17 protein-coding genes are annotated in these 25,113 nt (G+C 69.8%); 5 read left to right on the top strand and 12 right to left on the bottom strand.

The genetic code is table 11. The features are described from left to right. The first annotated feature begins 67 nt into the window (after positions 1 to 67). Positions 68 to 1,915 (top strand): glycoside hydrolase family 36 protein, encoded by a 1,848-nt coding sequence (locus Raf01_RS17150; RefSeq protein WP_203918904.1) that lies wholly within the window; start codon positions 68 to 70, stop codon positions 1,913 to 1,915. Here Raf01_RS17150 and Raf01_RS17145 read toward each other — a convergent pair. Next, a complete protein-coding gene (locus tag Raf01_RS17145) occupies positions 1,912 to 3,339 on the bottom strand; it encodes a hypothetical protein (protein WP_203918903.1) in 1,428 nt (475 codons plus the stop codon). The two genes, Raf01_RS17150 and Raf01_RS17145, sit on opposite strands and share 4 nt — an antisense overlap. Positions 3,340 to 3,475: 136 nt before the next feature. Between Raf01_RS17145 and Raf01_RS17140 the strand changes: the two genes are divergently transcribed. Further along, positions 3,476 to 4,342 (top strand): helix-turn-helix domain-containing protein, encoded by an 867-nt coding sequence (locus tag Raf01_RS17140; RefSeq protein ID WP_203918902.1) that lies wholly within the window; start codon positions 3,476 to 3,478, stop codon positions 4,340 to 4,342. 35 nt (positions 4,343 to 4,377) lie between these two features. Here the strand turns inward: Raf01_RS17140 and Raf01_RS17135 are convergent, their stop codons facing one another. Next, positions 4,378 to 4,761, bottom strand: a complete 384-nt coding sequence (locus Raf01_RS17135) for a VOC family protein (protein ID WP_203918901.1) — start codon at positions 4,759 to 4,761, stop codon at positions 4,378 to 4,380. Between the two features lie 401 nt (positions 4,762 to 5,162). Between Raf01_RS17135 and Raf01_RS17130 the strand changes: the two genes are divergently transcribed. After that, positions 5,163 to 6,605 carry an arabinofuranosidase catalytic domain-containing protein gene (locus Raf01_RS17130; protein WP_308442654.1) on the top strand — a complete coding sequence of 481 codons (1,443 nt, stop codon included), beginning with the start codon at positions 5,163 to 5,165 and terminating at the stop codon, positions 6,603 to 6,605. Positions 6,606 to 6,731: 126 nt separating this feature from the next. Here the strand turns inward: Raf01_RS17130 and Raf01_RS17125 are convergent, their stop codons facing one another. From Raf01_RS17125 to Raf01_RS17100, 6 genes are all read right to left on the bottom strand, one after another. Beyond that, a complete protein-coding gene (locus Raf01_RS17125) occupies positions 6,732 to 8,282 on the bottom strand; it encodes a right-handed parallel beta-helix repeat-containing protein (RefSeq protein WP_203918899.1) in 1,551 nt (516 codons plus the stop codon). Between the two features lie 20 nt (positions 8,283 to 8,302). Then, positions 8,303 to 10,426 (bottom strand): beta-galactosidase, encoded by a 2,124-nt coding sequence (locus Raf01_RS17120; protein ID WP_203918898.1) that lies wholly within the window; start codon positions 10,424 to 10,426, stop codon positions 8,303 to 8,305. 51 nt (positions 10,427 to 10,477) lie between these two features. Further along, positions 10,478 to 11,365, bottom strand: coding sequence for a carbohydrate ABC transporter permease (locus Raf01_RS17115; RefSeq protein ID WP_239133673.1), 888 nt, complete (start codon positions 11,363 to 11,365; stop codon positions 10,478 to 10,480). Then, on the bottom strand, positions 11,362 to 12,351 hold the full coding sequence (locus tag Raf01_RS17110) for a carbohydrate ABC transporter permease (RefSeq protein WP_239133672.1): 990 nt from the start codon (positions 12,349 to 12,351) through the stop codon (positions 11,362 to 11,364). The genes Raf01_RS17115 and Raf01_RS17110 overlap by 4 nt, the downstream gene beginning before the upstream one ends. 76 nt (positions 12,352 to 12,427) lie before the next feature. Further along, positions 12,428 to 13,801, bottom strand: coding sequence for an ABC transporter substrate-binding protein (locus Raf01_RS17105; protein WP_203918897.1), 1,374 nt, complete (start codon positions 13,799 to 13,801; stop codon positions 12,428 to 12,430). 217 nt (positions 13,802 to 14,018) lie between these two features. Then, entirely contained in the window at positions 14,019 to 15,176 is a 1,158-nt protein-coding gene (locus Raf01_RS17100) for a LacI family DNA-binding transcriptional regulator (RefSeq protein WP_203918896.1), read from the bottom strand. Positions 15,177 to 15,422: 246 nt separating this feature from the next. Here Raf01_RS17100 and Raf01_RS17095 point away from each other — a divergent pair, with 246 nt between their 5' ends. Together Raf01_RS17095 and Raf01_RS17090 are read left to right on the top strand one after the other, a co-directional pair. Continuing rightward, positions 15,423 to 18,488, top strand: a complete 3,066-nt coding sequence (locus Raf01_RS17095) for an FAD-binding and (Fe-S)-binding domain-containing protein (RefSeq protein WP_203918895.1) — start codon at positions 15,423 to 15,425, stop codon at positions 18,486 to 18,488. A 23-nt stretch (positions 18,489 to 18,511) separates the two neighbouring features. Further along, a complete protein-coding gene (locus Raf01_RS17090) occupies positions 18,512 to 20,374 on the top strand; it encodes a thiamine pyrophosphate-dependent enzyme (RefSeq protein ID WP_203918894.1) in 1,863 nt (620 codons plus the stop codon). A gap of 104 nt (positions 20,375 to 20,478) precedes the next feature. On the opposite strand, the gene Raf01_RS17085 is transcribed toward Raf01_RS17090, so the two are convergent. From Raf01_RS17085 to Raf01_RS17070, 4 genes are all read right to left on the bottom strand, one after another. Further along, positions 20,479 to 22,194, bottom strand: coding sequence for an alpha/beta hydrolase (locus tag Raf01_RS17085; protein WP_203918893.1), 1,716 nt, complete (start codon positions 22,192 to 22,194; stop codon positions 20,479 to 20,481). Between the two features lie 11 nt (positions 22,195 to 22,205). Next, positions 22,206 to 23,717, bottom strand: coding sequence for an alpha/beta hydrolase domain-containing protein (locus Raf01_RS17080; RefSeq protein ID WP_203918892.1), 1,512 nt, complete (start codon positions 23,715 to 23,717; stop codon positions 22,206 to 22,208). A 68-nt stretch (positions 23,718 to 23,785) separates the two neighbouring features. After that, a complete protein-coding gene (locus tag Raf01_RS17075) occupies positions 23,786 to 24,256 on the bottom strand; it encodes a MarR family winged helix-turn-helix transcriptional regulator (RefSeq protein ID WP_203918891.1) in 471 nt (156 codons plus the stop codon). A 181-nt stretch (positions 24,257 to 24,437) separates the two neighbouring features. Beyond that, entirely contained in the window at positions 24,438 to 24,995 is a 558-nt protein-coding gene (locus tag Raf01_RS17070) for an RICIN domain-containing protein (protein WP_203918890.1), read from the bottom strand. Positions 24,996 to 25,113: the final 118 nt, after the last annotated feature.

The following is a 25,113-nucleotide window of genomic DNA, read 5'->3' as shown; positions in this document are numbered from 1 at the left end:
CGAGCCAGACTAGTCGACATCTTACAGTCCACAATGGACACGCCCGCAGAAGGTGAGTGAGCACCACATGTCCACCGATCCGGTGACCCTGACCACCGCGCCTCCGCCGGCCGACTCGCTCGACCTCGGCGGGATCGCCTTCCACGTCGGCAGCGCCTTCCACGTCGGCAGCGCCGTCGATGTCGGGAGCGGCGAGGGTGGCCCGACTCCGGAGACCAGTGTCGACGAGCCGGAGCCCGGCGTCCTCGCGGTGACGGTACGGTTGGCCGGCGGTCGGGCGGCCGTCACGCCGCTGACCCTGGACTGGCAGGCGCCGGTGGGCGGCGGGATCGTGTACTGGCAACCGGACTGGGGCCTGCGCCGGCACATGCCCGCCGAGTGGGCGTCGCGCCGCTCGGTCAGCCTGCTGCGCTCGGCGCCGGTGGGGTGCCTGGTGGACGGCGTCGACGGCAACGTGGTGACCTGGGCGCTGTCCGAGACGCTGCACCGGGTCGAGGTACGGCGCGAAGGTGTCCGGGAAGAGTCCACCCGGTTCCGGGGTACCTCGGTGGTCCACGTGCCGCCCGGCGACGAGCCGTACGAGGTGGTGTTGCGGCTGGACCGCCGGCCGGTGCCGTACTGGACCGCGCTGGCGGACGTCGCCGGCTGGTGGGACTCGATGCTTCCCGGTCCGCCGCCCGGGCCGGCCCCGGACCAGGGCCGCGGCGCGACGTACTGCACCTGGTACAGCATGCATCAGGGGCTGACCGCGGCGAGCATCGAGCGGACCACGGCGCTCGCCCACGACCTCGGATTCCGGAACATCATCGTGGACGACGGCTGGCAGACCGCGGACACCTCGCGCGGGTACTGGTACTGCGGCGAATGGCGGGTCGAGCCGACGAAGATGGGCGACTTCGCCGCGCACGTGCGGGCCGCGCGCGCGGACGGCATGGCCTATCTCCTGTGGCTGGCACCGTCGCTGCTGGGCCGGCGCAGCCCGCTCCAGGCCCGGTTCGGCCACCAGACGCTCGGCTCGCTGCCGGCCGGTGACGCGGACATCCTCGACCCGCGCTTCCCGGAGGTGCGCGCGCACCTCACCGACACCTGCGTGACACTGCTGAAGACGGCCGACCTCGACGGCCTCAAGCTCGACTTCCTGGACGCCTGGCTGGTCGACGACCCACCACCGGCCGGCCCGGGCGCGGACGTGTCCGATGTGGAGAGTGGGGTCGAGCTGTGGCTGCGCGAGCTGTACGAGCGCCTGTCCGAGCACCGGCCGGACGTGCTGCTGGAGTTCCGCCAGAATTACACGGGACCCCGCATCCAGCGGTACGGCAACCTGTTCCGCGCCTGTGACTGCCCGATGGATCTGGTCGACAATCGCACCCGCACCCTCGACCTGCGCATGCTGCTGCCGGGGCGCACGGTGCACTCCGATCCGCTGCTGTGGGATCCGGCGGCGCCGCCGGAGGTGGCCGCGGAGCATCTGCTCGGCGCGCTGTTCTCGGTGCCGCAGGTATCGGTGGAGCTGGCCGCGCTTCCGGACGGGCAGCGCGAGATGCTGTCGTTCTGGTTGCGGTTCATGGACGAGCACGCGGAGACGCTGCTGTACGGGCGGATCGAACCGAGCCGGCCGGACCTGAACTATCCGCTGGTCCGCAGCCGGGGCGCGGGCGAACTGGTCGCGGCCGTGTACGGGGACCTGCCGGTGGCGGTCGACGCTCAGGACGGGCCCCGCGTCACGCTGGTCAACGCGACCGGTGCGGCGAGCCTGGTGGTCGATCTGGCGGCGGGGGTACGGGCCGAAGTCGTGTCCATCGTGGACGATCGGGGCCGCGCGGTGACCGGGCACCCGCGGCACCTGGAGCCGGGGCTGACCCGGCTCCGGGTGCCGCGCAGCGGACTGGTCGAACTAGCCACCGGCGCCTGCTAGGAACATGTCAGGTCCGGACAGTGGATGGCCAGAACCAGCCGGTCGCCGGGGTACGCCACGGGCGGGCTGACCTGAGTGTCGGTCGAGCCCCGGAACTCGTTCATCACCCACAGTTCGCCACTGGACGGCCAGTAGCTGACGTTCTCGGCGTTTTCCATCGTGGTGGTCCAGTAGTGCACGTCGAGCGAGCCGTCCGCGGAGATCGTCGCCTTGTGCAGACAGGACTTCGCGAAGCCGTGGATGACCGCGTCGTGCGCCGGATCGTCGGGCATCGAGGACACCGGCGGGGCGCCGTTGGGGCACAGCCCCTCGACGACCCCGTGGATGCCGGTGAACGCCGCGCCCTGCATCCGGTACACCGGGGAGGTCCAACCCTGGTCGGGTCGCACGTACCCGTCGGCGTCCGGCTTCAGCGGCGCGGTCGCGGTCTCGGCATCCAGCGGCCAGCGCAGGATGCGGCCCTGCGGCCCCTGGTCGTCGTACTCGGTGGTGATGACGGAGGCGGGGGATGTCGAGCGGTCCAGCGAGATGCTGTCGAGACACGGATGGGTGAGCGAGGCCGCCGTGCCGTTGCGCAGCGGGTCGCAGATCGCCCCGTCCGGGAACTGGTAGTAGCCGACCTCGGGCAGCGCGAACAGCGAGTATGCCGCCGAGCACGCCGTCGCGGTGCACCCCACGGCGCCGGAGGTGGTGCTGGACATCTGCCAGAAGTGGGTGAGGTCGAAGACCCGGACCACCCGGCCGGCACCACTGGCGTCCCGGTCGCCGCCGGTCACCAGGATGAGCTTGTCGCCGTACCACAGGATGCCGTCGGCATGGCTGGCGATCGCGTGGTATCCGGCCGCCGTGCCATCCGGCTCCACGAGCAGCGCGTGCCGGTACGGTGCGCCGGTGTCGCCGTTGGTGACATCGGCGAACGTGACCCGGGCCAGCCCGTCGTTGCCGTACGGCGCGTACCCCGCCCCGCTGTGCCAGCTGACCGCGACGACCTTGCGGCCGGCGCAGCCGTCGCACGGCGGGTACAGTGTCGTGCCATTCATCCCGTCGCCACTGCCGGTGACGCCCTGCGGGTACCACTTCGTCGTGGTGTCGTCGGTGCTGTCCCAGCAGAAGCCGGCGACAGCGGAGGTGACTGTCAGGTCGGTCGGGTGGCACACCGCACGGGTGGCGTAGCCCCCGGCGATCAGGGTGCTCATCCGTACCACCGAGAACGGCCGGCTGGACGCCTCGTCGGCGGCGCGGTACCCGGTGATCGTGGGAAAGCTGCCCGCGTCGGTCAGCGTCATCACCGACAGCGCGGACGCGGAGAGAACCGGTGCGGTCGCGGCCTGCGCCGCGGTCGCGGTTGTGGCCACGGACGCGATGACCACGCCCGGTACTACGAGCGCCGCCGCGGCCAGCGCTCGCCACCATCGATGTCGCACGTCGAGCCTCCTGTCGTCGCGAAGATGCACAGAACTGCTGCGCTGGATCGAAAGGTATGATCGCCCATGCGGGTATCCAATACAGGTGGTGGCTGTGCTGTTACACAATCCTGTCGGTGGGGATAGCTCGTCCACCGTGTATACCGAGTTGCCGTCACCGGACCTGTTGTCCGCCGGACGGTTCGACGAGAAGCCGGGCTTCACGGTGTACCGGGAGCGGGGCGCCCGCAACTGGATGCTCAGCCTCACCATCTCCGGTACCGCCGACTTTCGGGTCGGCGATTCGGTCACCGTCGCCGGCCCGGGCGACCTGGTGCTCATCGCGCCGGGCACGGTGCAGCACTACGCCTCGTCCGACGACGGAATCTGGGGCTACTGGTGGGCGCACTTCCAGCCCCGTCCGGCGTGGTACGCGTGGTGGCGGATACCGCAGCTGGCGCCCGGGTTCAGCCTCACCCGGTTCGGTACCCGGGACCGGTTCGGTCAAGCCGTCGGGGCGTTCGAGCGGGTCCACCGGTACGCCATGGTGGCCACGCTGGACACCCCCCAGGGCCGGGTACCGGTCGGTGCCCGCGAGGTGAGCGGCGCGCTCGCCAGCGAACTGGCCCTCAACGCCATCGAGGAGCTGCTGCTGCTCGCCGTCGTCGAGCACGAACTCCAGCAGCGTCCCGCCCTCGACAGCCGGGTGCAGCAGGTGCTCGACACGATCGCCGCCGACCTGAGCCGGCCGATGTCCGTGGACGCGCTGGCCCGGATCGTCTCGCTGTCCCCGTCCCGGCTGGCCCACCTGTTCCGGCAGGAGATCGGCGACTCGATCGTGAACGTGGCGCTGGCCATGCGGCTGCGCAAGGCCGCGTCGCTGCTGGAGTTCACCGACCGGCCGATCGGCCGGATCGCCACCGACATCGGCTTCTCGTCGCCGTACTACTTCAGCCGCCAGTTCCGCGAGCGGTTCGGCGTGTCACCGAGCGCGTTCCGCCAGCAGGCCCGCCACCCGGGCTGATCCGCGTGCCAGGGGCGGGCCGGTCCGGGTGGGCTCTACGACGCGATTTCCCAGACATATCCGCTGGGGTCGGTGAAACTCGCGGTACGAACACCCCACGGACGGTCGATGGGCCCGTTCAACAGCTTCGCACCACGGCTGACAACCTCCGCCGCGACAGCGTCGACGTCGTCGACCTGGATGGTGAGGACGAATCGGGTCCCCGCCCCGGCGGCGCCCACCGCGGCGGGCTCGACAAGCTCCGGCGCCGCGCTGACGGTCAGCAGATTGACCAGAACGGTACCGATTTTGAACACGACGCTCTCCGCGTCCTCGAAGTGCACGGGAAGAGCGAAGACGTCCAGATAGAACCGTTTACTGGCGGGTAGATCCTCCACGAACAGCGTGATGGTCTGGAGGTCGGTGGCCCAGGTGGTCATGCTTGGCTCCTTCATCGTCGCCGGCTTCATCGTCAGCAGCGGGCGTTACGAAAGATATGACTCGCGGGACGGGCGAGACGCATCGCCCCGTCGTGCGAATTCGCTCACTTTTCCCGTCGTTCGGACGAGGGACACACCGATCTCCGGACGATCGCCGGCGCCCGGACGTGGCATCGATCGACGCCCTTGATTGGCGGCGACCGCTTTGCGATTCTCATTCGTCGATGTATGTTACCGGTAACATCGACGTCATATCGATGAAGCCGGCAAGGGAGACCGCCGGGGACTCCGGAGGCTAACGGTGGGGCTGGCGCCTACCGTCAGGCCACCTGCGGATGCCTGTTCACCCCAGAGATTGGAGCAACCCCGTGCGACACGGCATTTCCCGCCGGCGATGGGCGGTGGCCGTCACAACGGCCGTAGCGCTCGCCGGCGCCGGCCTGGCGAGCACGCAGTTCGCGTCGGCCGCCGCCGCCGGCTGTCAGGTCACCTACACGGTGACCACGCAGTGGCAGGGCGGCTTCGGGGCAAGCGTGAGCGTCAACAACCTCGGAGACCCGATCAACGGCTGGCGGCTGACCTGGTCATTCGGCGCCGGCCAGACCATCACCCAACTGTGGAACGGCTCCTACACCCAGTCCGGCAGCCAGGTCACCGTGACCAACGCGTCCTACAACGCCAGCATCCCCACCGGAGCGAGCGCGAGCTTCGGGTTCAACGGGACCTGGAACACCAGCAACCCGGCGCCGTCGAGCTTCGCGCTCAACGGCGTCACCTGCACCGGCGGTGTCAGCACGCCCCCGACGTCCGGCTCGCCGAGTCCCCCGGCGTCGCCGACACCGACGTCACCGACACCGACCCCGTCGCGGACCTCCGGACCTCCGCCGGCCCAGCAGCCGTGCGACATCTATGCGGCGGGTGGTACGCCGTGTGTGGCAGCGCACAGCACCACCCGGGCGCTGTACGCCGCCTACACCGGGCCGCTCTACCAGGTCCGCCGCGCGTCGGACAACACCACCCGGGACATCGGTGTGCTCAGTGCCGGCGGGGCCGCCAACGCGGCCACCCAGGACTCGTTCTGCGCCAACACGACCTGCCTCATCACCATCATCTACGACCAGTCCGGTCGCGGTAACCCGCTGACCCAGGCGCCTCCCGGCGGCTTCTCCGGCCCCGCCGCCGGTGGCTACGACAACCTCGCCAACGCGACCGCGGCGCCAACCACCGTGGGCGGGCACAAGGCGTACGGCGTCTACGTGGCCGCCGGCACCGGGTACCGCAACAACAGCACGCACGGCATCGCGACCGGCGACCAGCCGGAGGGCATGTACGCCATCTTCGACGGCACGCACTACAACGGCGGCTGTTGCTTCGACTACGGCAACGCCGAGACGAACAGCCGCGACGACGGCAACGGGACCATGGAAGCCATCTACTTCGGCAACATCAAGGTCTGGGGGTACGGCACCGGCAACGGCCCCTGGATCATGGCGGACATGGAGAACGGCCTGTACTCCGGCCGGAACGCCGGATACAACGCCAACGACCCGACCGTCAACTACCGCTACACCACCGCCATCATCAAGGGCGAGCCGAACCACTGGGCCATCCGCGGCGGCAACGCCCAGTCCGGCGGGCTGTCGACCTTCTACGACGGCCTGCGCCCCAACGTCTCGGGTTACAACCCGATGAAGAAGCAGGGGGCCATCATCCTCGGTATCGGCGGCGACAACAGCAACGGCTCCGCCGGCACCTTCTACGAGGGCGTGATGACCTCCGGCTACCCGTCGGACGCCACCGAGAACGCGGTCCAGGCCAACATCACCGCGGCCGGCTACCGCTAGCCTTGTCGCCGCACGGCAGCCGCGCCGGGCGGCCGGCCGGGGCCGCCACGAGTGGACGACCCGAACGGGGCTGCGGTCTGACGTCGATCGTCAGACCGCAGCCTTCGTCGCGCGGGGTTCCGCGCGTTACCGCGCCTCGTCGGCTCCGATGTCGGTCGCGCCGCCCAGCGGCACGGTGTGGCCGAAGAAGTCGGTGGTCGGGGCGCCGGCGATCGTGGCGCCGGCGTTGATTGCCGGCGATCCCGCCTGGAGTGTCCACTGCGTGGTCGGCATGCCCACCGCGTGATACCCGAGCGAGTTCACCAGCGGGTTCTGGTTGTGGACGCTGTGCGCCTCGCCCGAGGAGAACGAGCCGCCGGTGTAGTAGTACAGGTTGTCGTCGCGGTCGAACGGGACCTGCGCCATGCCGGCCCCGAGCACGTTCGCCACGGTGGACACCACCAGGTTGTCTTTGAAGAGCAGCGGCTGCCCGGCGACGAACGTGGGAGTCGGCACGTTGGTGGTGGTTCCGATGACGCCCCGCTCCGTGGTGTAGACGGTGTTGCCGTAGATCTGCAGGCCGGAGATCTTGCCGCCGTCCCACGTCGCGATGTCGATTTCCTCGGCACCGTCGCGGGTCGACTCGAACCCGTTGTTGGCGCAGATGTTGTACCGGACGATCGAGTTGACCGTGGCGACCTTCTCCGCGCCGAAGACGCCGACGCAGTACGCCGCGTTGTCGTGCGCGTAGTTGTATTGGACGGTGGTGTTGGTGCTCCAGTAGTCGATGTCGAAGCCGCCGCCGTCGGAGCCCGGCGAGTTGTTGTCGTACGCCTCGTTGTACTGCACCACGACGTCGTTGCTGGCCCACGTCCAGATGGCGTTCGGTGTCCCGATCGTCTGCGTCGGCTGCTGGCCGGTCAGGTACGCGACGTTGTGCTGGAGCGTCACGTTCGAGCCCATGTACGCGACGATGCCGTCGCCGAACGTGTCGTGCGCGGTCGAGTTCTGGATCAGGATGTTTGAGCTGCGCTTGGTCACGTCCTGAGCGTGCCTGGACCATTGGCGGTCGCCGTCGATCCACTCGCCCCACACCATGATGCCGGCCCACATGGTGGTGTCGTAGGCGGTGACACTGTCGATCGTGACGTGGTCGAACCTGCCGCCGGTGACGCCGGGCATGACGACGACCAGACCGGTGTACTTCTGGTCCATCGTGCCGCCGTCGACGTCGTGCACGGTCAACCCGCGCAGCGTCAGGCCGGTGACGGTGGCCGTGGTGGAGCTGGTGGCGAGCAGGCCCCAGCGAGTACTGTGCCGGATCTCCAGGTCGGCGACCGTCAGGTAGTTCGGGTTGGTCAGTGTGACCGCGGTCTGGGCACCGTTGCCGTCGATGACCGGCAGGGCTCCGGTGCCGTACGCGTCGATCGTGATCGGGCTGGTCGCCGTGCCGGATCGGTTGAACGCGAACGCACCGGTGCAGGTCGTGCCGCGCTTGAGCAGGATGGAGTCACCGGCCACGAAGGCGAAGGCCGACACCGTCGTGAGGTTGTTCCACGGGCTGGCCGACGTACCGCTGCCGTTGGTCGCGGCGCCGCAGTCGACGTAGTAGGTGGTGCCGGCGGCGACCGCCGGGGCGGCCGGTGCGGCGAGGACGGCGGCCGCCGCGAGGGCGGCCAGCGTGACGACACGTTTCATCGGGGTGGGCTCCTTGCCGGTCAACGGGACTGTGGGGTGTGTTCGACAAGCACGCGTACGTCCCACGCGCCCAGGTGGAGTTCGTCTCCTGCCGCGTACCGGTCGTCGCCGAGGGCGTCGGTCGCCGCGACGGGCAGCCGGATGGCAATGGGCGTGAAGGACCAGTTGTGGATGAAGCGGACCCGCCGGCCGTCCCGTGCCGTGGCACCGGTGGCGGTGACGCTTGCGGGTAGGTTCCGCCATGGGCGGTCGCCGGCCGGAGCGAGCCACGCCATCAGTGCCCTGGCGAGGTCGCCGTTGGGCACCGTGCCCACGTAGGTGATGCGTCCGCTGCCGGCCTGGCGGGTGGTGACGGCGGGCCACTGACCGAAGTGCGGGTGCCGGTAGGTGGCAAGGACCGTCGCCGTGGAGACCTGCAGGCCGTCGACCCATCGGGTCGCGCGGGATCCGCCGTCGAGCGCCAGGTGGTCGCCGGCGGCGAGTACGGGTATGTCCTCGGTGAGGTTGCTGAACTCGTCGTACCAGACGCCGGCCGCGTCGGCGAGGCGCGCCGGCACGCGCTCGGCGCGAGCCCGGCCTTCCTGGTCGGCGTAGCCGGTGCGGGGGGCGAGGACGAGGTGCCCCCCGGCCTCGGCGTACGCCCTGAGCCAGTCGAGCGTGGCATCGTCGGCCAGGTACAGCCCGGGCACCACGAGTACCCGGTGCTGCCGCACGGCCTGCTCCGGCGTGGTACCGGCGCGCCGCCCGGCCGGGTCGATGAGCTGCCGGGCGTGCACGATGCGCACCTGCAGTCCCGCGTCGAAGGCACCGCGGTAGAAGGGGTCGAAGAGGCCCTGGTAGGCGCGCTCGTCGGGGCTGCCGTCGCGATGCGCCAGGGCGGGGTACTTCTGCATGAGCCACTTGCTCGGCATCGAGAAGGCCACCGTGATGTCGGCGTCCGGGGTGAGCCCCGCGACGAGGTCGCCGGCGGCCCGGAACTCGGCGCCCAGCCGGGCGAGTTCCCGGTACGTCCGGCCGGGTCGCCCGCTGTGCGGCAGGATGCCGCCCCAGTAGGTCTCCGCGCCGAAGTGCAGGGTGTGCCAGTGCCAGTACTCGACCATCCGGGCGCCCCGCGAGACGAGGGCCCAGGCGGCCTGGCGCCACTGTCCGTCATAGGCGGGCCGGTTGTCCCACGGAACGCTGATGTTGCCCGCGTTGGTCTCCGTGACCAGGAACGGCTCCTGCCTGGAGGAGTACATGCGGTCCGCGCTCAGGTAGAGCGCCCAGGTCCCGCTGGTCATCCAGCGCTGCGGGTCGCCGTCGTGCCCCGGCCGCTCCAGCCCGTCCTGCATCCGGTAGTACGGGTTGCCGGCCGTGACGTCGAGCCGGTCGGTCAGCTCATCGTCCTCAAGGGCCGGCCGCTCGTACGCGAGGCAGGTGGTGACGAACTGGTCCGGGCGGGCGTACTCGCGGACGATGTCGGCCTGCCAGCCGATGAACTCGGTGGTCTGCTCGGCCTGGAACCGGCGCCAGGCAACGTCGTACTGCGGCTGGGCGTTGCCCTCGGGAGTCCACAGGTCGGCCCAGGTCGACAGGCGGTGAGACCAGTAGACGAGGCCCCACTCCCGGTTGAGCGTGTCCACGTCGCCGTAGGTGTGGCGCAGGTAGTCGGTGAACCGCTGGAACACGCCGTGGTTGTGGAAGAGTTCCAGGCCGGGCTCGTTGTCCACCTGGAACCCGATGACGGCCGGGTGGTCGGCGTAGCGCGCCACGATCCGGCGGATGATCCGCTCGGCGTGGAAGCGGAACGCGGGATTCGTGAAGTCGACCTCCTGCCGCGCCCCCCACGGGATGCGCTGCCCGGTGCGCCGCTCGCCGGCGATCTCCGGATACAGCCGCACCAGCCACGGGGGTACCGCGTACGTCGGCGTACCCAGGATGACCGAGATGCCCCGCTCGTGCGCGCCGTCGAGCACGGGCTGCAGCCAGTCGAGCTCGAACCGGTCGTTCTCCGGCTCCCAGGTGGACCAGACGGACTCGCCCACCCGGATGACGGTGAAGTGCGCCTCGGCCATCAGGTCGAGGTCGGTCTTCAGGCGTTCGTACGGCTGGTATTCGTGGTAGTAGGCGGCGCCGAACAGAACATGCGGCGGCAGCTCGGGCATGAGTGACACACTCCCGTTGACAGGTCTGACGAGCTCTGGAGTCGGCGTGCGCTATTGCTTGACCGCGCCGGCGTTGAGACCGGACTGCCAGTAGCGCTGCAGGAGCAGGAAGGCCGCGATCAGCGGGACGACCGACAGCAGGGATCCGGTGACGACCAGCGAGAGCAGGTCGGGGTCCGAGCCGCTGCCGCCGGACGCCTGCGCCGACCAGGAGCTCAGACCGACGGTGATCGGGTAGAGATTCGGGTTGTTGAGCATGATCAGCGGCAGGAAGTAGTTGTTCCACGTGGCCACGAGAGTGAACAGCAGCACGGTGACGATGCCGGGCGCGAGGCTGCGCAGCACGATCCGGAAGAAGATCCGGAACTCGCCCGCCCCGTCGATCCGGGCCGCTTCAAGGAGGCTGTCCTCGATGGCGTCCTGCGCGTAGATCCGCATCAGGTACAGGCCGAACGGGCTGACCAGCGACGGCAGGATGATGGCCCACGGGGTGTTGACCAGACCGACCCTGCTGAAGAGGACGTAGGTCGGGATGGCCAGCGCGGTCGTCGGCACCATCACCGAACCGAGGACGGCGGCGAACATCGGGCTGTTGCCGCGGAACCGGTACTTGGCGAATCCATAGCCGCCGAGGGTGGCGAGGAAGGCCGCGCCGCCGGCGCTGACGACCGAGTAGACGAACGTGTTGGCCAGCCAGCGGCCGTACTCGCCGTGGTTGTGGGTGAACGTCTCGCGGACGTTGGAGAACAGCGACAGCGTGTGGCCGAACCAGAGCCCGAACGTGGAGAACAGGTCGCCGGTGGTCTTCGTGGCCGCGACGCAGAGCCAGAACAGCGGCAGGAGGAAGTAGGCGAACAGCGCCAGCATGCCGATCAGCAGCAGGTTGCTGTGCCGGCGCCTCGTGCCGCGCGCGGACGGCGTGGTGGGGACGGTGGTCATGACCGGGCCCTCCGGCTGGTGGCGAACAGGACGACGTACGAGGCGACCACGATGACCAGGCCGAGCAGGAACGAGACCGCCGCCGCGTAGTTCACGTCCTGACTGGTGAAGGCCAGGCTGTACGCGTAGAGGTTGGGCGTGTAGGCGCTGTCGATGACGTTCGGCGCGAGACGCTGGACGAGATTCGGCTCGGTGAACAGCTGGAAGCTGCCGATGACCGAGAAGAGCAGGCAGAGCAGCAGGGCAGGGCGCAGGGCGGGAATCTTGATGCTCCACGCGATACGCCAGGCTCCGGCGCCGTCGACCGCCGCGGCCTCGTACAGATCCTGCGGGATGGACCGCAGCGCGGCGTACAAGATGATCATGTCGTAGCCGGTGAACTCCCACGTGACGATGTTCGCCAGGGAGCCGAGCATGTGGCTCGCGGTCAGGAACTGCGGAACCCCGGTGCCGATCCGGTGAGCGAGCTGGGCGAAGGGGCCGTAGTCGGGACCGTACAGGTAGCCCCACATGAGCGCGGCGACCGCACTGGGCACGGCGTACGGAACGAAGATGCTGAGCCGGAAGACCTTCGAGAGGCGCAGCAAACCGCTGTCGATCGCGAGCGCGGCGAGCAACGCCAACCCGAGCATGATGGGAACCTGCAAAAGGAAGAACCGCGCCACGCGCAGGACGCCGCCGATCAGTCGGTCGTCGCCGAAGGCTCTGGCGTAGTTGCCGAGGCCGACGAAGGTCGTGCCGCCGACGAGCCGCTCTCGGAACAGGCTGAGATACGCCGCGTAGAGCAGCGGAAGCAGGAACAGGCCGAGGAAGAAGATGAGGAACGGAGCGACGAACAGATAGCCTCGGTTGGCTTGGCTGACCCCGCCCGTCGACCGCCGCCTCTCCGACCGGCGTTGCCTCTCCGACCGGCGTCGCCTCTTCGTCCAGCGTTGCCTTCCCGCCGCCTGGATCTGGGCCGGACTGGTGCCGGTGGTGATGGTCACGGAAGTTCGCCTCCTCGTGCGGTGTAGGCGCCGCACCGCGCGGGCTGGGCGGCCGGGCCGGCGAGCAACACGGTCGCTACCCCTGAACCTGGAAGCCCTGAGCCTTGGCGTAGGTGGCCAGCCGTGACTGCCATTGGCCCGCGGCGGCCGACAGGTCGGTGCGGTCACCGAGCGCCTTGCCCACCGTGTCGGTCCAGTCGTTGACCGACTCGTCGAGGAACGGCGGCCACTGGAACGAAGTGTCCACGCTGTCACTGATGTCGGCGAAGACCTTGTTCACCGTCTGTCCACTGTAGAACGACGCCTGCTGGCCGATGAACGACGGATCCGCGAGCAGTGCCTTCGTCGCCGGGAAGAAGCTCTGCTCGGTGTTGAACATCTTGGTGGTCGTCGGGTCGGTGTTGAGGAACTCGGCGAACTTCGCGGCCGCGATCGGATTCTTGGTGCCCTGCACGACGGCCGTGGTCGAGCCGCCCCAGTTGCCCGACGCGTTCGCGCCGGCGCTCCACTGTGGCAGCGGTGCCGCCCGCCACTTGCCGGCTGTGGACTTCGCGCTTCCGCTCAGGAACACGGGACCCCAGGCGGCGGTGAGCCAGGTCGCGTACTTGCCCTTCTCCAGGCCCTGGTACCAGCCGTCGGTGAAGTCGGGGTCCGCCGAGATGAGCCCTCGCTGGTTGAGGCTGCCCCAGAAACTCGCGAGCTTCTTCGATGCCTCGTCGTTGACGTCGAGTCCGACCTTCGTGCCGTTGACGGTGTAGGGCTTCGCGCCGACCTGCCACTGCAGGCCGTGCCAGACACCGGCTTCGTTGTCGGCGAGGTTGGTCAGATAGACGGAGGGATTGGCGGCGTGCAGCTTCTGCGCGGCCGCGGCGAACTCGTCCCAGGTCTTGGGTACGCCGACGCCGTACTGGGCGAAGATGTCGGCCCGGTAGAGCATCCCCATCGGCCCGGTGTCCTGCGGATAGCCCCAGACCTCGCCATTGGCGCCGGTTACCTGACCCCAGGCCCAGTCCACGAACGTCGACTTGAGCGCATCGGCTCCGTAGGGGCGCAGGTCGACGAGGCTCTTGGTGATGGAGAAGGTCGGGATGTACTGGTACTCGATCTGCGCGAGGTCCGGCGCGCCCTTGCCCGCCTTCAGCGCCGTCCTCAGCTTGGTGTACGCCGGTGTCCCCTGGCCGGGATTCACGACATTGACCTTGATGGCCGGGTACTTCTGCCGAAAGACGTCGACCTCCTTGCTGATGTCCGGCACCCAGGTCCAGAACGTCAACGTGGTCGCGGTCTTCATGGCCTTGTCGATGTCGGACTGGCTCACCGGTGCGCCGGGCGCCGTGGAGTTCTGTCCGGACGCTCCGCCGCAGGCCGTGGCCGCCACGCCCGCCAGAGCCGACGCGGACACGACCGACAGCAGATTCCGGCGGCTGAAGCGCCGTGTTGAGATGGGCATGACACAAGCTCCTCGTTGAGGGCACGAAGCGAAGCGTGCGGATGAGGCGATGCCCGCGAATTGTGAGCGTTCACATTCGCGTGATGACAGGCAGCAATCGGTACTCACGAGAAATGGCAGCGCGATCCTCGGGGTCCGGAGGCGCTACGTCGCCGTGTGGCACGGCGGAAACTTCGCTGGGTGATGCGGCAAGAATCTGGAGCGGTGGGCGAGAGACTCAGGCCATGCGCGGCACCCCCCTGTCCCGTCGATCCGGAGGTGGTGCGGTCGACTCCCGGACCATCAGCTGGTACATCGACGCGGGGAACGCAGCCGGTGAGCACCCGGGGTTCTTCAGCTGGTCAAGCAGCCGCCGCAGTCCCACCTCGGCGAGCAGAGCGTTGTCGGGCCGGACGGTCGTCAGCGGCGGTGTCAGGTAGGCCGCGACCGGAATGTCGTCGAAGCCCACCACACTCACGTCGTCGGGCACGCGCCGTCCGGTCTCGACCAGAGCGCGGATGAGGCCGATCGCCATGTCGTCGTTGGCGGCGAAGACCGCGGTCACCTCGCCGTCGCGGGCCAGTTCGTGACCCAGGCGGTAGCCCGATTCGGGCGTCCAGTCCCCCTCCAGCGGCACGGGCACCGGGGCCCGGGCGCTCTCCAACGCCCGGCGCCACGACTCCAGCCGGCCCTGCGACGCCCACCAGCGCTGCGGGCCGGCGAGGTGGTGGACCGTGACATGCCCCAACGACAGCAGATGCCGCACGGCCGACCCGGCCAGATCCCCGCCCTCCTCTTCGAGAACGGTCAGGACGACCGGCGCCACGACCGACGGAGCACGGCCGATGGTCAGAACCGGAACGTCGACGCGCAGAGGGGCCTCCCCCTCGTCGATCGGCTCCGACAGCACGATCGCGTCCACACCCTCGCTCAGCAGGCTCTGGGCCGCCTCGGCGATGCTGCCGCGGGCGCCCTCGATCGTGTTCACGATGCTGAGGGCATAGCCGGTGTTCCGGGCAGCACGCTCCAGCGACACGAGCAGCGATGAGGGACCGAAGAGCGCGCTGCCCAGCGAGACCACACCGATCCGGTGGTTACGCTCGAGCTTCAGCGCGCGGGCCGCTCGATTGGGCCGGTAGCCGAGCCGCCGGGCCGCGTCGAGGACGCGCTCCCGCACCTCCTCGGTGACGTAGCGCTCGCCGTTGAAGACCCTCGACACCGTCTTCTGCGAGACGCCGGCCAGCCTCGCCACGTCCGTGCTTCCCGGACGGCGGCCATGAGGATCCGGCTCGACGACCATGCCGTCGACCATGCCCTCACCCGCGCCCTGGCCCGCGCCCGTGTCCCGGCTCTGGCCCTCGCCCGAGCCCACGGCCCCGTCCCGGCCCTCGCTCACGCCGCCTCCACCCACGCTCTGACTACGCAGTCAGGTTTTCGTGTCCATCACTGTCTACGTAGTCAGGGAGCCGTGTCAAGGACTCGATCGGGCTCGTTACCGTTCCGTGTCGGACTTCCCGGCTCGCCGGAGGAACGGGCCGATCGCACGGTTGATGGCCGTTTTGCCGATGCCGAAAGGGGTAGCGCTCGTCCTGGTGGGGGCGGCCGACGTCCCGGTTGTGCGGGGTTGATGCCGAGGTGATCGGTGAACGCGGTAGAGGCTGAGGGCCAAGAGTCGCCGTCGTACGCGCGGGAATTGCGCGATGCCCTGACCGGGGTCGTCGAGGGAGAGGTGCGGTTCGGACTGGGCGACCGCGCCCTGTACGCCTACGACGGGTCGATCTTCCGGCAGCGCCCGATCGGTGTCGTGGTGCCCCGGCACGCCGCGGATGTCGAAGCCTCCCTGGAGGTGTGCCGCCGGTTCGGCGCGCCAGTGTTCGGCCGCGGCGGCGGCACCGGGCTGGCCGGGCAGACCGTCAACGAAGCGGTCTGCTTCGACTTCTCGAAGTACCTCAACGAGATCGTCGAGCTGGACCGTGACCGGCGGCAGGCTCGGGTGCAGCCCGGAGTGATCTGCGACCAGCTCCGCGCCGCCGCCGGGGAGCATGGCCTGACGTTCGGGCCCGATCCCGCCACCCACGACCACGCCACGATCGGCGGAATGGTCGGCAACAACTCGTGCGGCACCCACTCTCTGGTGGCCGGCAAGACGGTGGACAACGTCGATGAGCTGGAGGTGGTGACCTACGACGGTGTCCGGATGCGGGTGGGCGCCACGGACGAGGCGGAGCTGGAGCGGATCATCGCGGCGGGAGGCCGTCGCGGCGCGATCTACGCCGGCATGCGGCACATCCGCGACACGTACGCGGACGTGATCAGGTCTGGGATGCCGGACATTCCCCGCCGCGTCTCCGGTTACAACCTGGATCAGCTGTTGCCGGAAAACGGCTTCCAGGTGGCACGGGCGCTGGTCGGCTCGGAGTCGACACTCGCGCTGACCCTCCAGGCCCGGTGCCGGCTCATACCGTGGGCGCCGCACCGGGCCACGGTGGTTCTGGGATACCCGGACGTCCCCTCCTCCGCCGACGATGTTCCGTGGCTGCTGGGCTTCGGCCCGATCGGGGTGGAGTTCTTCAGCGAACACGTCGTGGCCAACCTGCGCGCGAAGCGGATGGAGCCGGCGGGGATCGGGATGCTGCCTCCGGGCAAGGGATGGTTGCTGGTGGAGTTCGGCGGGGACTCGCCGGCCGAGGCCGCCGCCGCGGGACAGAGTCTGGTTGCCGCCCTCGACCGGCGAGACTCCGCGCCGAGCCACCGGCTCTACCGGGAACCGGGCGAGCAGGCCACGCTGTGGCGGGTACGCAACGAAGCGGTGGGCAGCAGCCGGATGCCGGTCGGTCTGGGCGGTCACGCCGGATGGCCGAACTGGGAGGACGCCGCGGTGGCACCCCAGGTGCTGGGCGACTACCTGCGCGCGTACGTGCGGCTACTGGACCGGTTCGGGTACCACGGAGTGATTTTCGGCCACTGGGGACAGGGCTGCGTGCACTGCCGGATCGACTTCGACCTGCGTACCACCGAGGGGATCGCGACGTACCGGCGGTTCATGGAGGAGGCCGCGGACCTGGTCGCGTCGTTCGGCGGCGCGCTGTCCGGCGAGCACGGCGACGGGCACGGCCGCGCGGAGCTGTGGCAGCGGATGTTCCCGCCCCGGCTGATGGCGGCGTTCGAGGAGTTCAAGCGGGTGTGGGATCCGGACGGCCGGATGAATCCCCACAAGCTGATGGACCCGTACCCGTTGGACTCGCATCTTCGCGAGGGCCCGGACTACCGGCCGCGGCAACTGGTCACGGCCTTCCGGTACCCGCAGGACGGGGGCGCCTTCTCCGAGGCCGTCGGCCGCTGCTTCGGCGTCGGCAAGTGCCGGCACCTGGAGGGCGGGGTGATGTGCCCGAGCTTCATGGTGACCCGGGAGGAGCGGCACAGCACCCGGGGCCGGTCCCGGCTGCTGCAGGAGATGGCGGACGGTTCCGGAAGCCTGACGCGCGGATGGCGCAGCCCGGAGGTGAAGGAGGCACTCGACCTGTGCCTGTCCTGCAAGGGCTGCCGGAGAGACTGTCCGGTCCAGGTCGACGTGGCGACGTACAAGGCGGAGTTTCTCCACCACTTCTACGCGGGTCGGCCGCGCCCCCGCCAGGCGTACGCACTCGGACTGATCAACGTGTGGGCGCGGTTGGCTTCCCACGGCCCGCTGCTGGCCAACGCGGCGACTCACACCCCACTGCTCGGCGACCTCGTCAAGGCGGCCGGCGGCATCGCCGTTCAACGGGACGCGCCGCGATTCGCCTCGGCGACGTTCGCCGAATGGGCGCGAGGCCAACGCCCGAGCGCTCCGGAGAAGGGCCGCGTCCTGTTGTGGCCGGACACTTTCACCAACTTCTTCCGGCCGCGCGTCGGTGTCGCCGCGGTCGAGGTGCTCGAGGCCGCCGGGTACCAGGTGGTGCATCCGGCCGCGGCGCTGTGCTGCGGGCGGCCGCTCTACGACTACGGCATGCTGTCGCTCGCCCGCCGCTATCTGCGCCGGATCCTGCGCGTCCTGGGTCCGGAAATCGACCTCGGTACGCCGATGGTGGTGCTGGAGCCGAGCTGCCTGGCGGTATTCCGGGACGAGCTCGTCAACCTCTACCCCGACGATGCCCGCGCCCGGCGGCTGGCCGCGCAGAGCTTCACTCTCGCCGAGTTCCTGACTCTGCGCGCCCCGGACTGGCCGATACCCCGGCTCGATCGCGCCGCTCTGGTTCAGCCGCACTGCCACCACCACGCGGTGATGGGCTTCGCCGCCGACTCAGAGGTGCTGCGACGGATGGGACTGCGCGTCCAACAACCGGACGCCGGCTGCTGCGGCATGGCGGGCAGCTTCGGGTACGAGGCGGGGGAAAAGTACCGGGTGTCGATCGCGGCCGGCGAGCGGGTGCTGCTGCCGGCCATCCGCGCGACCGACCCGTCGACACTGATCGTGGCGGACGGATTCAGTTGCCAGGCACAGATTTCCGGGGGTACCGACCGGGAAGCCATGCACCTGGCCGAGGTCCTGGCGATCGCGATGCGTCAGGGAGCGGAGCCGCCCGCGGCATATCCGGAGACGCACCGGCCCACCACCGATCCGGTGTCCTCGCGCACCGCTTCCCGGGGGGCCCGGCTGGCGGTCGGGGCGGGCGTACTGGTGGCGGGCCTGGCGGCGGCACGCCGGTACCGCGGGCTCCGGCATTGACCGACAAACGACAGGAGAGGGCAGTGGCTGAATCGGAGACCGCGGCGGACGCCCTGGTGAACCGCCTCATCGAGTGGGACGTCGACACGATTTTCGGCCTACCCGGTGACGGCATCAACGGCCTGATGGACGCGTTGCGCAAACGACGCGACAAGATCAGGTATGTGCACATGCGGCACGAAGAGGTCGCGGCGATGGCCGCGGTGGGCTACGCGAAGTTCACCGGCCGGCTCGGCGTCTGCTTCGCCACCTCCGGCCCGGGCGCCGTCCACCTGCTCAACGGCCTGATAGACGCACGTGTGGAGCAGGCGCCGCTGCTGGCCGTGACGGGCATGTCGTACCACGATCTGATCGGCACCAGCTACCTGCAGGACATCAACACCGATTACCTGTTCAACGATGTCGCCGTCTACAACCAGCGCATCATGGGTCCGGCGCACGTCACCAACGTCGTCGACTTCGCGGTGCGCACCGCGTTGGCGGAACGGGGGCCGGCGCACCTGGCATTCCCGATCGACTACCAGGCCGCGCCCGCCGGCTCCGGCTCCCGCTCCATGCGCAACGTGCCCGGCCACACCTCCACCACCTTCCGCCCTCCGGTACGGGTGCCACCGGGTCCGTACCTGGAGGCGGCGGCCCAAGCGCTGGCCGGCCGTACCCGGGTGGCGATCCTCGCCGGAGCGGGTGCCCGTGGCGCCGGGGACGAACTCGAGGCCGTCGCCGACGTGCTCGGCGCACCCATCATCAAGGCGCAGTTGGGCAAGGACTGCGTGCCCGACGACTCCCCGTTCACCACCGGCCCGATCGGGCTCGTCGGCTCCCTGCCTTCCGAGCAGGCGCTCGAACGCTGTGACGCGCTGCTGATCGTCGGCTCCACCATGCCGTACATCGAGTACTACCCGAAACCGGGGCAGGCGGTCTGCGTGCAGATCGACGACAAGCCGGAACGTATCGGGCTGCGTCACCCGGTGGACGTACCGCTGGCCGGCGACGCGCGTGCCACACTGGCCGCGCTGCGACCGCTGCTGACCCGCAATGACGACCGCGCGTTCCTGACCCAGGCGCAGCAGGGCATGCGACAGTGGTGGGACCTGATGGACGAGCGCGGCACCGACACCGACACTCCGATGAAGCCTCAGGTGCCGGCCCGGGCACTGAGCGATGCCCTGGCCGACGATGCCATCATCTGCGGTGACTCCGGCACCGTCACCACCTGGGTGGCACGGCAGGTCAAGCTGCGCCGCGGCCAGCAGTTCAGCTTCTCCGGTACCAACTGCTCGATGGCCGCCGGACTGCCCTACGCCATCGGCGCCCAGGTCGCCTACCCCGATCGGCAGGTCGCGGTGTTCACCGGGGACGGCTCACTCACCATGCAACTGGGGGATGTCCTCACCGCCGTTCAGCATCGGCTGCCCATCAAGATTGTGGTGATCCGCAACGACACCCTGGGCCTGATCAAGTGGGAGCAGATGGTCTTTCTCGGCAACCCCGAGTACGGGGTCGACATGGCACCGCTGGACTTCGTGAAGTTCGCCGAGGCGTGCGGTGCCCGCGGGGTACGCATCGAGGACCCGACCCGCTGCCGGGAACAGCTGGCGGAGGCGCTACGGCTGGACGGCCCGGTGATCATCGAATGTGTCGTCGATCCCCACGAGCCACCGATGCCAGCGACGGTGAAGAAGGACCAGGTCCGCAAGCTCACCGAGGCGCTGCGCGCCGGCACCCCCAACCGCTACCGGATCGCGCTGGAGATGGTCAAGGACCTGCTGGACGAGGCCAGCTTCGAGGCGAGCCCCGGCCACGCGATCCCCGACCGGTTGGGACGGGTCGCGTCCCGGGTGGTCGGCGGGCTGCGCGGCTCCATGGACGACCGGCCCGGAGCCTGACGCTCCCGGATGCGGCCGCGTTCGGCCCGGGCCGGTGCCGCCTCGTCTACGTTCGGCCCGGGCCGGCGCCGCCTCGACGCGTTTGGCCCGGGCCGGCGCCTCGGCTACGGGACGGCTATCGGCGGGATCGTGGCCAGGCAACCGGTGTCGGTGACCTTCCCACTCGCGAAGAATCGCGACTGCAGTCCGGTCACGCAGAAGTTGGCTTGCGGGTCGGCCTCCGGTACGTGGCCGGTGTTGGGTACCTCGATCAGCTGGGCGTGCGGGAACTGCCGGGCCGCTGTCCGGCCGTCCGCGGTCGGCGTGTTCGCGTCCAGGTCGCCGGAGAGGACGAGCACCGGCACGTCCGGCAGCGGTAGGTCGGTTGCCTGTGTCGGGCCGTCGCGATCCGGCCAGCGGAGGCAGAAGTCCCCGGCGTTGTAGATGCCGTCCGTCCACGCCCGCGGGGTGAACGGGGCGAACGTCGCCGGGTCCAACCGGTCACGGGCCTTTTCGTATTGGCGGGTGCGGGCTGTCACCGGTGCCCGTCGGTTCCACAGTGTCGGGTAGTCGTTGCAACTCACCGAGGCCCAGGTCACCAGTCCGTAGATGTCGTCCGCGGCCTGGCTGTCGGGCGGCGTGCTGTCAGCCGGGGTGCTTTCGGGCGGGGTGCTTTCGGCCGGGGTGCTTTCGGGCGGGGTGCTTTCGGGCGGGGTCGGACCGGTCGGCGACGTGGACGGCCCGGCCTGCCTCGGGGCGTGGTCGCTCGGCGGGGGCGGGAACACCGCGGCGGCCGCCGTGGTCAGCGGTTCGTAGTCGCCGTGCAGCGCCGCCGTGACCATGCCGGGCAGCTGCCCCATCTGGTCGCGGACTCCGACCAGGTCGTAGGTGAGGGCGGCCAGCGTGGTGTCGTCCATCGTCCGTGGGCCGTCGGGGGCGTCGTACGGCACCGGCCGGGTGTGCAGCCGGTCGGCCAGGGTACCGAGGCCGGCGAGTACCCGGTTGCCGTCGCACTTTCCGCCGCTGCGTTGGCACATCAGGTCGATCGCCCGGCGCATCGCCTGTGCGTTGGGGCGTTGCCACATGTCGAGGTCCAGCGGCATGGCACTGGACAGGATGACGGAGCGCACCCGTTGCGGATGTCGTTGCGCGTACACGGTCATGAGGTAGGTGCCGTACGACTCGCCGAGCAGGTCGAGCCTGTCGATGCCCAGGTGCGCCCGGACCGCGTCGAGATCGTCGGCGGTAGCGGCAGTGGTGTAGAACCGGGTGTCGGTGCCGAGTTCCTGGCCGCACGCCGCCACCGCGTCCACGAGTTGTGAGCGTACCGACGGGATGTTCGTTATCGACAGCGCGCGACACCGCTGTGGCCCCGATCCGCCGGTGCCGCGCGGCTCCACCAGGAGCAGATCGTGGGTGTCGAGAAGGGCTCCGAACTGGGCCAGGAACGCTTGCGGCTGCTGCGCCAGGGCGGAGATCCAGGCGATGCCCGGGCCGCCCTCGTTGAGCGCCACCGTGCCGGTGGACCGTCCGGTGCCACGGTGGCGCAGCAGCAGGTACCGCACCGCTGTCTGCCCGGCCGCCGGGTCGGCGCGGTCGAGCGGCACCGTTATCGTGCCGCAGTCGCTTGACACCCCGGACATCTGCGGGCACGAGGTGCCCGGGTCAACGGCCTGTCCGGGGTCGACGAGCGCCTGGGCGCGAGTCTGCGTAGCGACCCCGACGGCCGCGACGACGGCGAGTGCGGCAGCGAAGACGATGGCCACCCGTGGCGGACGCCGCCTGGACGACCGGCCGAGGGGCGATGGCGGTTCGCCGGGATGGTTTGCTGGTGAACTCATGCCCGCCGACGCTAGTCACGGCAGACCGCACAGACGATGCCGCTGCCGGGTGGAAGAACGGTGGGGGCAGCCCCAGTGCGGTCCGCGGTCCAGATGAGTTCGGCCGCGTCCAGGGGCAGGAGGAATCCGGCTGCCACGTCACGGTCGGCGGCCCGGGTCACCGCCGCCACGTACGCGGTGTGCGTGGGGTAGAGGGCCCGAAGCTGCGCTCCGGTGAACGGTGTGGTGGTGCCCTCGATCTCGCACTGCGGGCTGGCGCCGGTGTTGCCGGCCCCGGTCAGGGTCGAGGTCGGGGCCTGCAGGGAAGGGGTACGCACGCCGCCGAGAGCGTTGCCGTACCCGTCCCGGGCGATCGCCGAGGCGTCGGCCCCGACCCGGATGCGGGGCGCTCGCGGCGCGGCGGTACCGGTGCGGACCCAGCGGTTGAGCCGGGCGAGTGCCGCGTCCATCACGGCCTCCTCCTGACCGTCGTTCGCCGGCAGGGCGCAGGGCGTGACCGGAGAGCCGGTCTCCTTAGCCAGCAAGGCGTCGAGGCCGGCGTCCACGTGAGAGGTGCCCGGCACCTCCCAGAGCCGGAAGCCGCGGCTGTCGGCCTGGGTGGCCGGGTAGTAGTTCAACATCGGATGCAGAGAATACGTCTGCAGGATTTCACTCTCGGTCTCCACGGTGAGCACCGGTGCCCGGAGGTCGGTGCGGGTCTCGACGATCGGTGGCGCCGGCTGTTGCGCCTGCGGTGTTTGTGAGATCGGCGCGGAGCGGGCCCAGCGGCTGTGGATGAGGACGCCGTTGAAGAGGTGGTCGATGGGCTGGATCGCGTTGGTGTACGTCACCATTCGGGCCGACGATCCCGAGTAGCCGTCGGCGATGAACGCACTGGGCCGCAACCCGCCCAGCGGATCCCCGCCGCGTGGGTGGCGCAGAGCCTGCGTGGCCTGGGAGAAGATGCTGTAGGAGAAGGTGTCCCCGGGATGGTTCAGCGTCCCGTACCGGTCGGGGTCGAGGCTACGCAAGGAGGACACCCCCTGCTCCTGGGCCGACACCCCCACCCAGGCGTACCCGGCACGAAGCAGTTCGGCATGCTCGTACAGGAAGTCCGGGTCGAGGTCGACGCCGTCCTGCGCCCCCGGCAGGTCGAGCCATTCCACCACGACGGTCCCGTTGAACCGGGCGGGATCGGCCGGGCGGCGCACCAGGATGCGGGTCCGGTATGCCGCCTGTTCGGCTGGCTGGACCGCCCACCGTCCATCGCTGCCCCAGTTGCCGGCCTGTGTGTAGCCGGTCGCGGTGCCGGACAGGAACCACTCCTGTTCGACGTACCCCGACGGACCGAGCGGTACCGGCGAGGACGTCACCGGCCGGCCCGATCCGCCGCTGACCGGGCCGGTGACCAGCGGGTCGGGTACCGCTTCCGCCCTCAACACGGTCGGGGTCGCGGTTGCCGCCGTCGCCGAGGGCGCGAGCAGCAGCGTGGCCGCCGCGAGGATCACGGCGAGCAGGGTCCGGGTGCGACGTGCACGTGTCATGACGTCCGCTCCAGAAGCTCGCGCGATCGCGCCGCGAAGGCCACCCGACGCCGTGCCGTCGCCGCCGGTCATCGGGCCCTGCTCTGGCTCTGGGTACGAGGGCTCTGGGTGCGAGCGCCGGCGGGAACGAGCCGGCTCACCAGCAACTCCAGCGCTTCCCGGACTTCGGCCAGCGCCTGCGGATCCGCGGCGCCCAACGCGTCGACCAGCACCGCGTCGAACGGCGCCTTCGCCCGTTTCTCGATCCGCCTGGATGCCGCGCGGCTGGCGCGAACCAGGGTACGGCGACCATCGGCTGGGTCGGTCACGGTCTCGACGACGTTCAGCTCCCGCAGCCGGTTGACCGATTTCGACACGTAGCTCTGCGGGAAACCGGTCCGGTCGGTGATCTGGCTGATCGAGCTGTCCGGATGACTCAACACGTCGCCGAGCACCAGGGCCAGGGCGGGTGGCATGCCTCCGGCCCCGCGGCCTTGCAGAGCCAGTTCGCCGGCCTTCGCGAGCCGCCGCCCCAGCAGGTACAGATCCAGCGCGTCCACGACGCGTGACATTACATCTCTCGGAGATGCATCTCAAGTCGATGGATTCCCGGGATACCCGGGTCTGCGCGGTCGGGGACGGAAACAGCCGATGGGCCGCCCGTCGGGGCGGCCCTGGCCGGTAGCGACCCGTCTGCTCGTCGCGCGGCGTCAGACGCGCCGAGCCAGACTGGTCGGAGGGTCAGACGGTCGTGGCGACGAAGTACTGGTTGTAGCCGCCGTTCCAGTACCAGGTGTCGATCGCGGCACCCTGAGAGCCGCTGCCGCCGTTCACATCCAGGTAGAGGCCGCTGGAAACGCTCTTGATCGAGTACCCGAGCAGGTTGTTGGGCGACAGGCTGGTGCTCCAGACCTGGGTGGTCGCGCCGACGCAGGGGAACTGGTACACGGTGTCGCCGGCCACGTTGTCCGTGGTGAGGCACTGGTTGCTCTGCTTGTTGATGATCTCGTAACCGCCGCTGGTCGGGGTGAACGTCCATGCCTGGTTGGCACCCCAGTTGATGGACCACTGGTCGACGCTGGCCCCCCAGTCGTTGGACGCGCCCGCAACCTCTACCGCGAGGAACGGGTTGGACGTCGGGTCGAGCCGGACGGTGAACCCGGACGCGGCGTTCGCCGCGCCGGTCGTGACACCGAGCAGCCCCGCCACTCCGGCGACAGCGACGGCCAGGCCGCCGATGCCGCGACGCACCCACGTGCGGCGCGGGGTGGACAGCCGGCGGGCCAGGAACTTCGTCATGAGTGGTACCCCTTCGTGGTTTGTTCAGCGGTCATTCGCCGCTGCCGATGTAACGAAGGTAGGGGCGGCTACTGCGCGCGGGACTGGAGCCGGACTGCCGGCAACTCCGCTCCCCCGG

It is taken from the genome of Rugosimonospora africana, assembly GCF_016862975.1.
In the GTDB taxonomy this organism is placed as follows: Bacteria; Actinomycetota; Actinomycetes; order Mycobacteriales; family Micromonosporaceae; genus Rugosimonospora; species Rugosimonospora africana.
The sequence above is the reverse complement of the archived record's forward strand: the minus strand, read 5'-3'. Positions and strand labels throughout refer to the sequence as shown.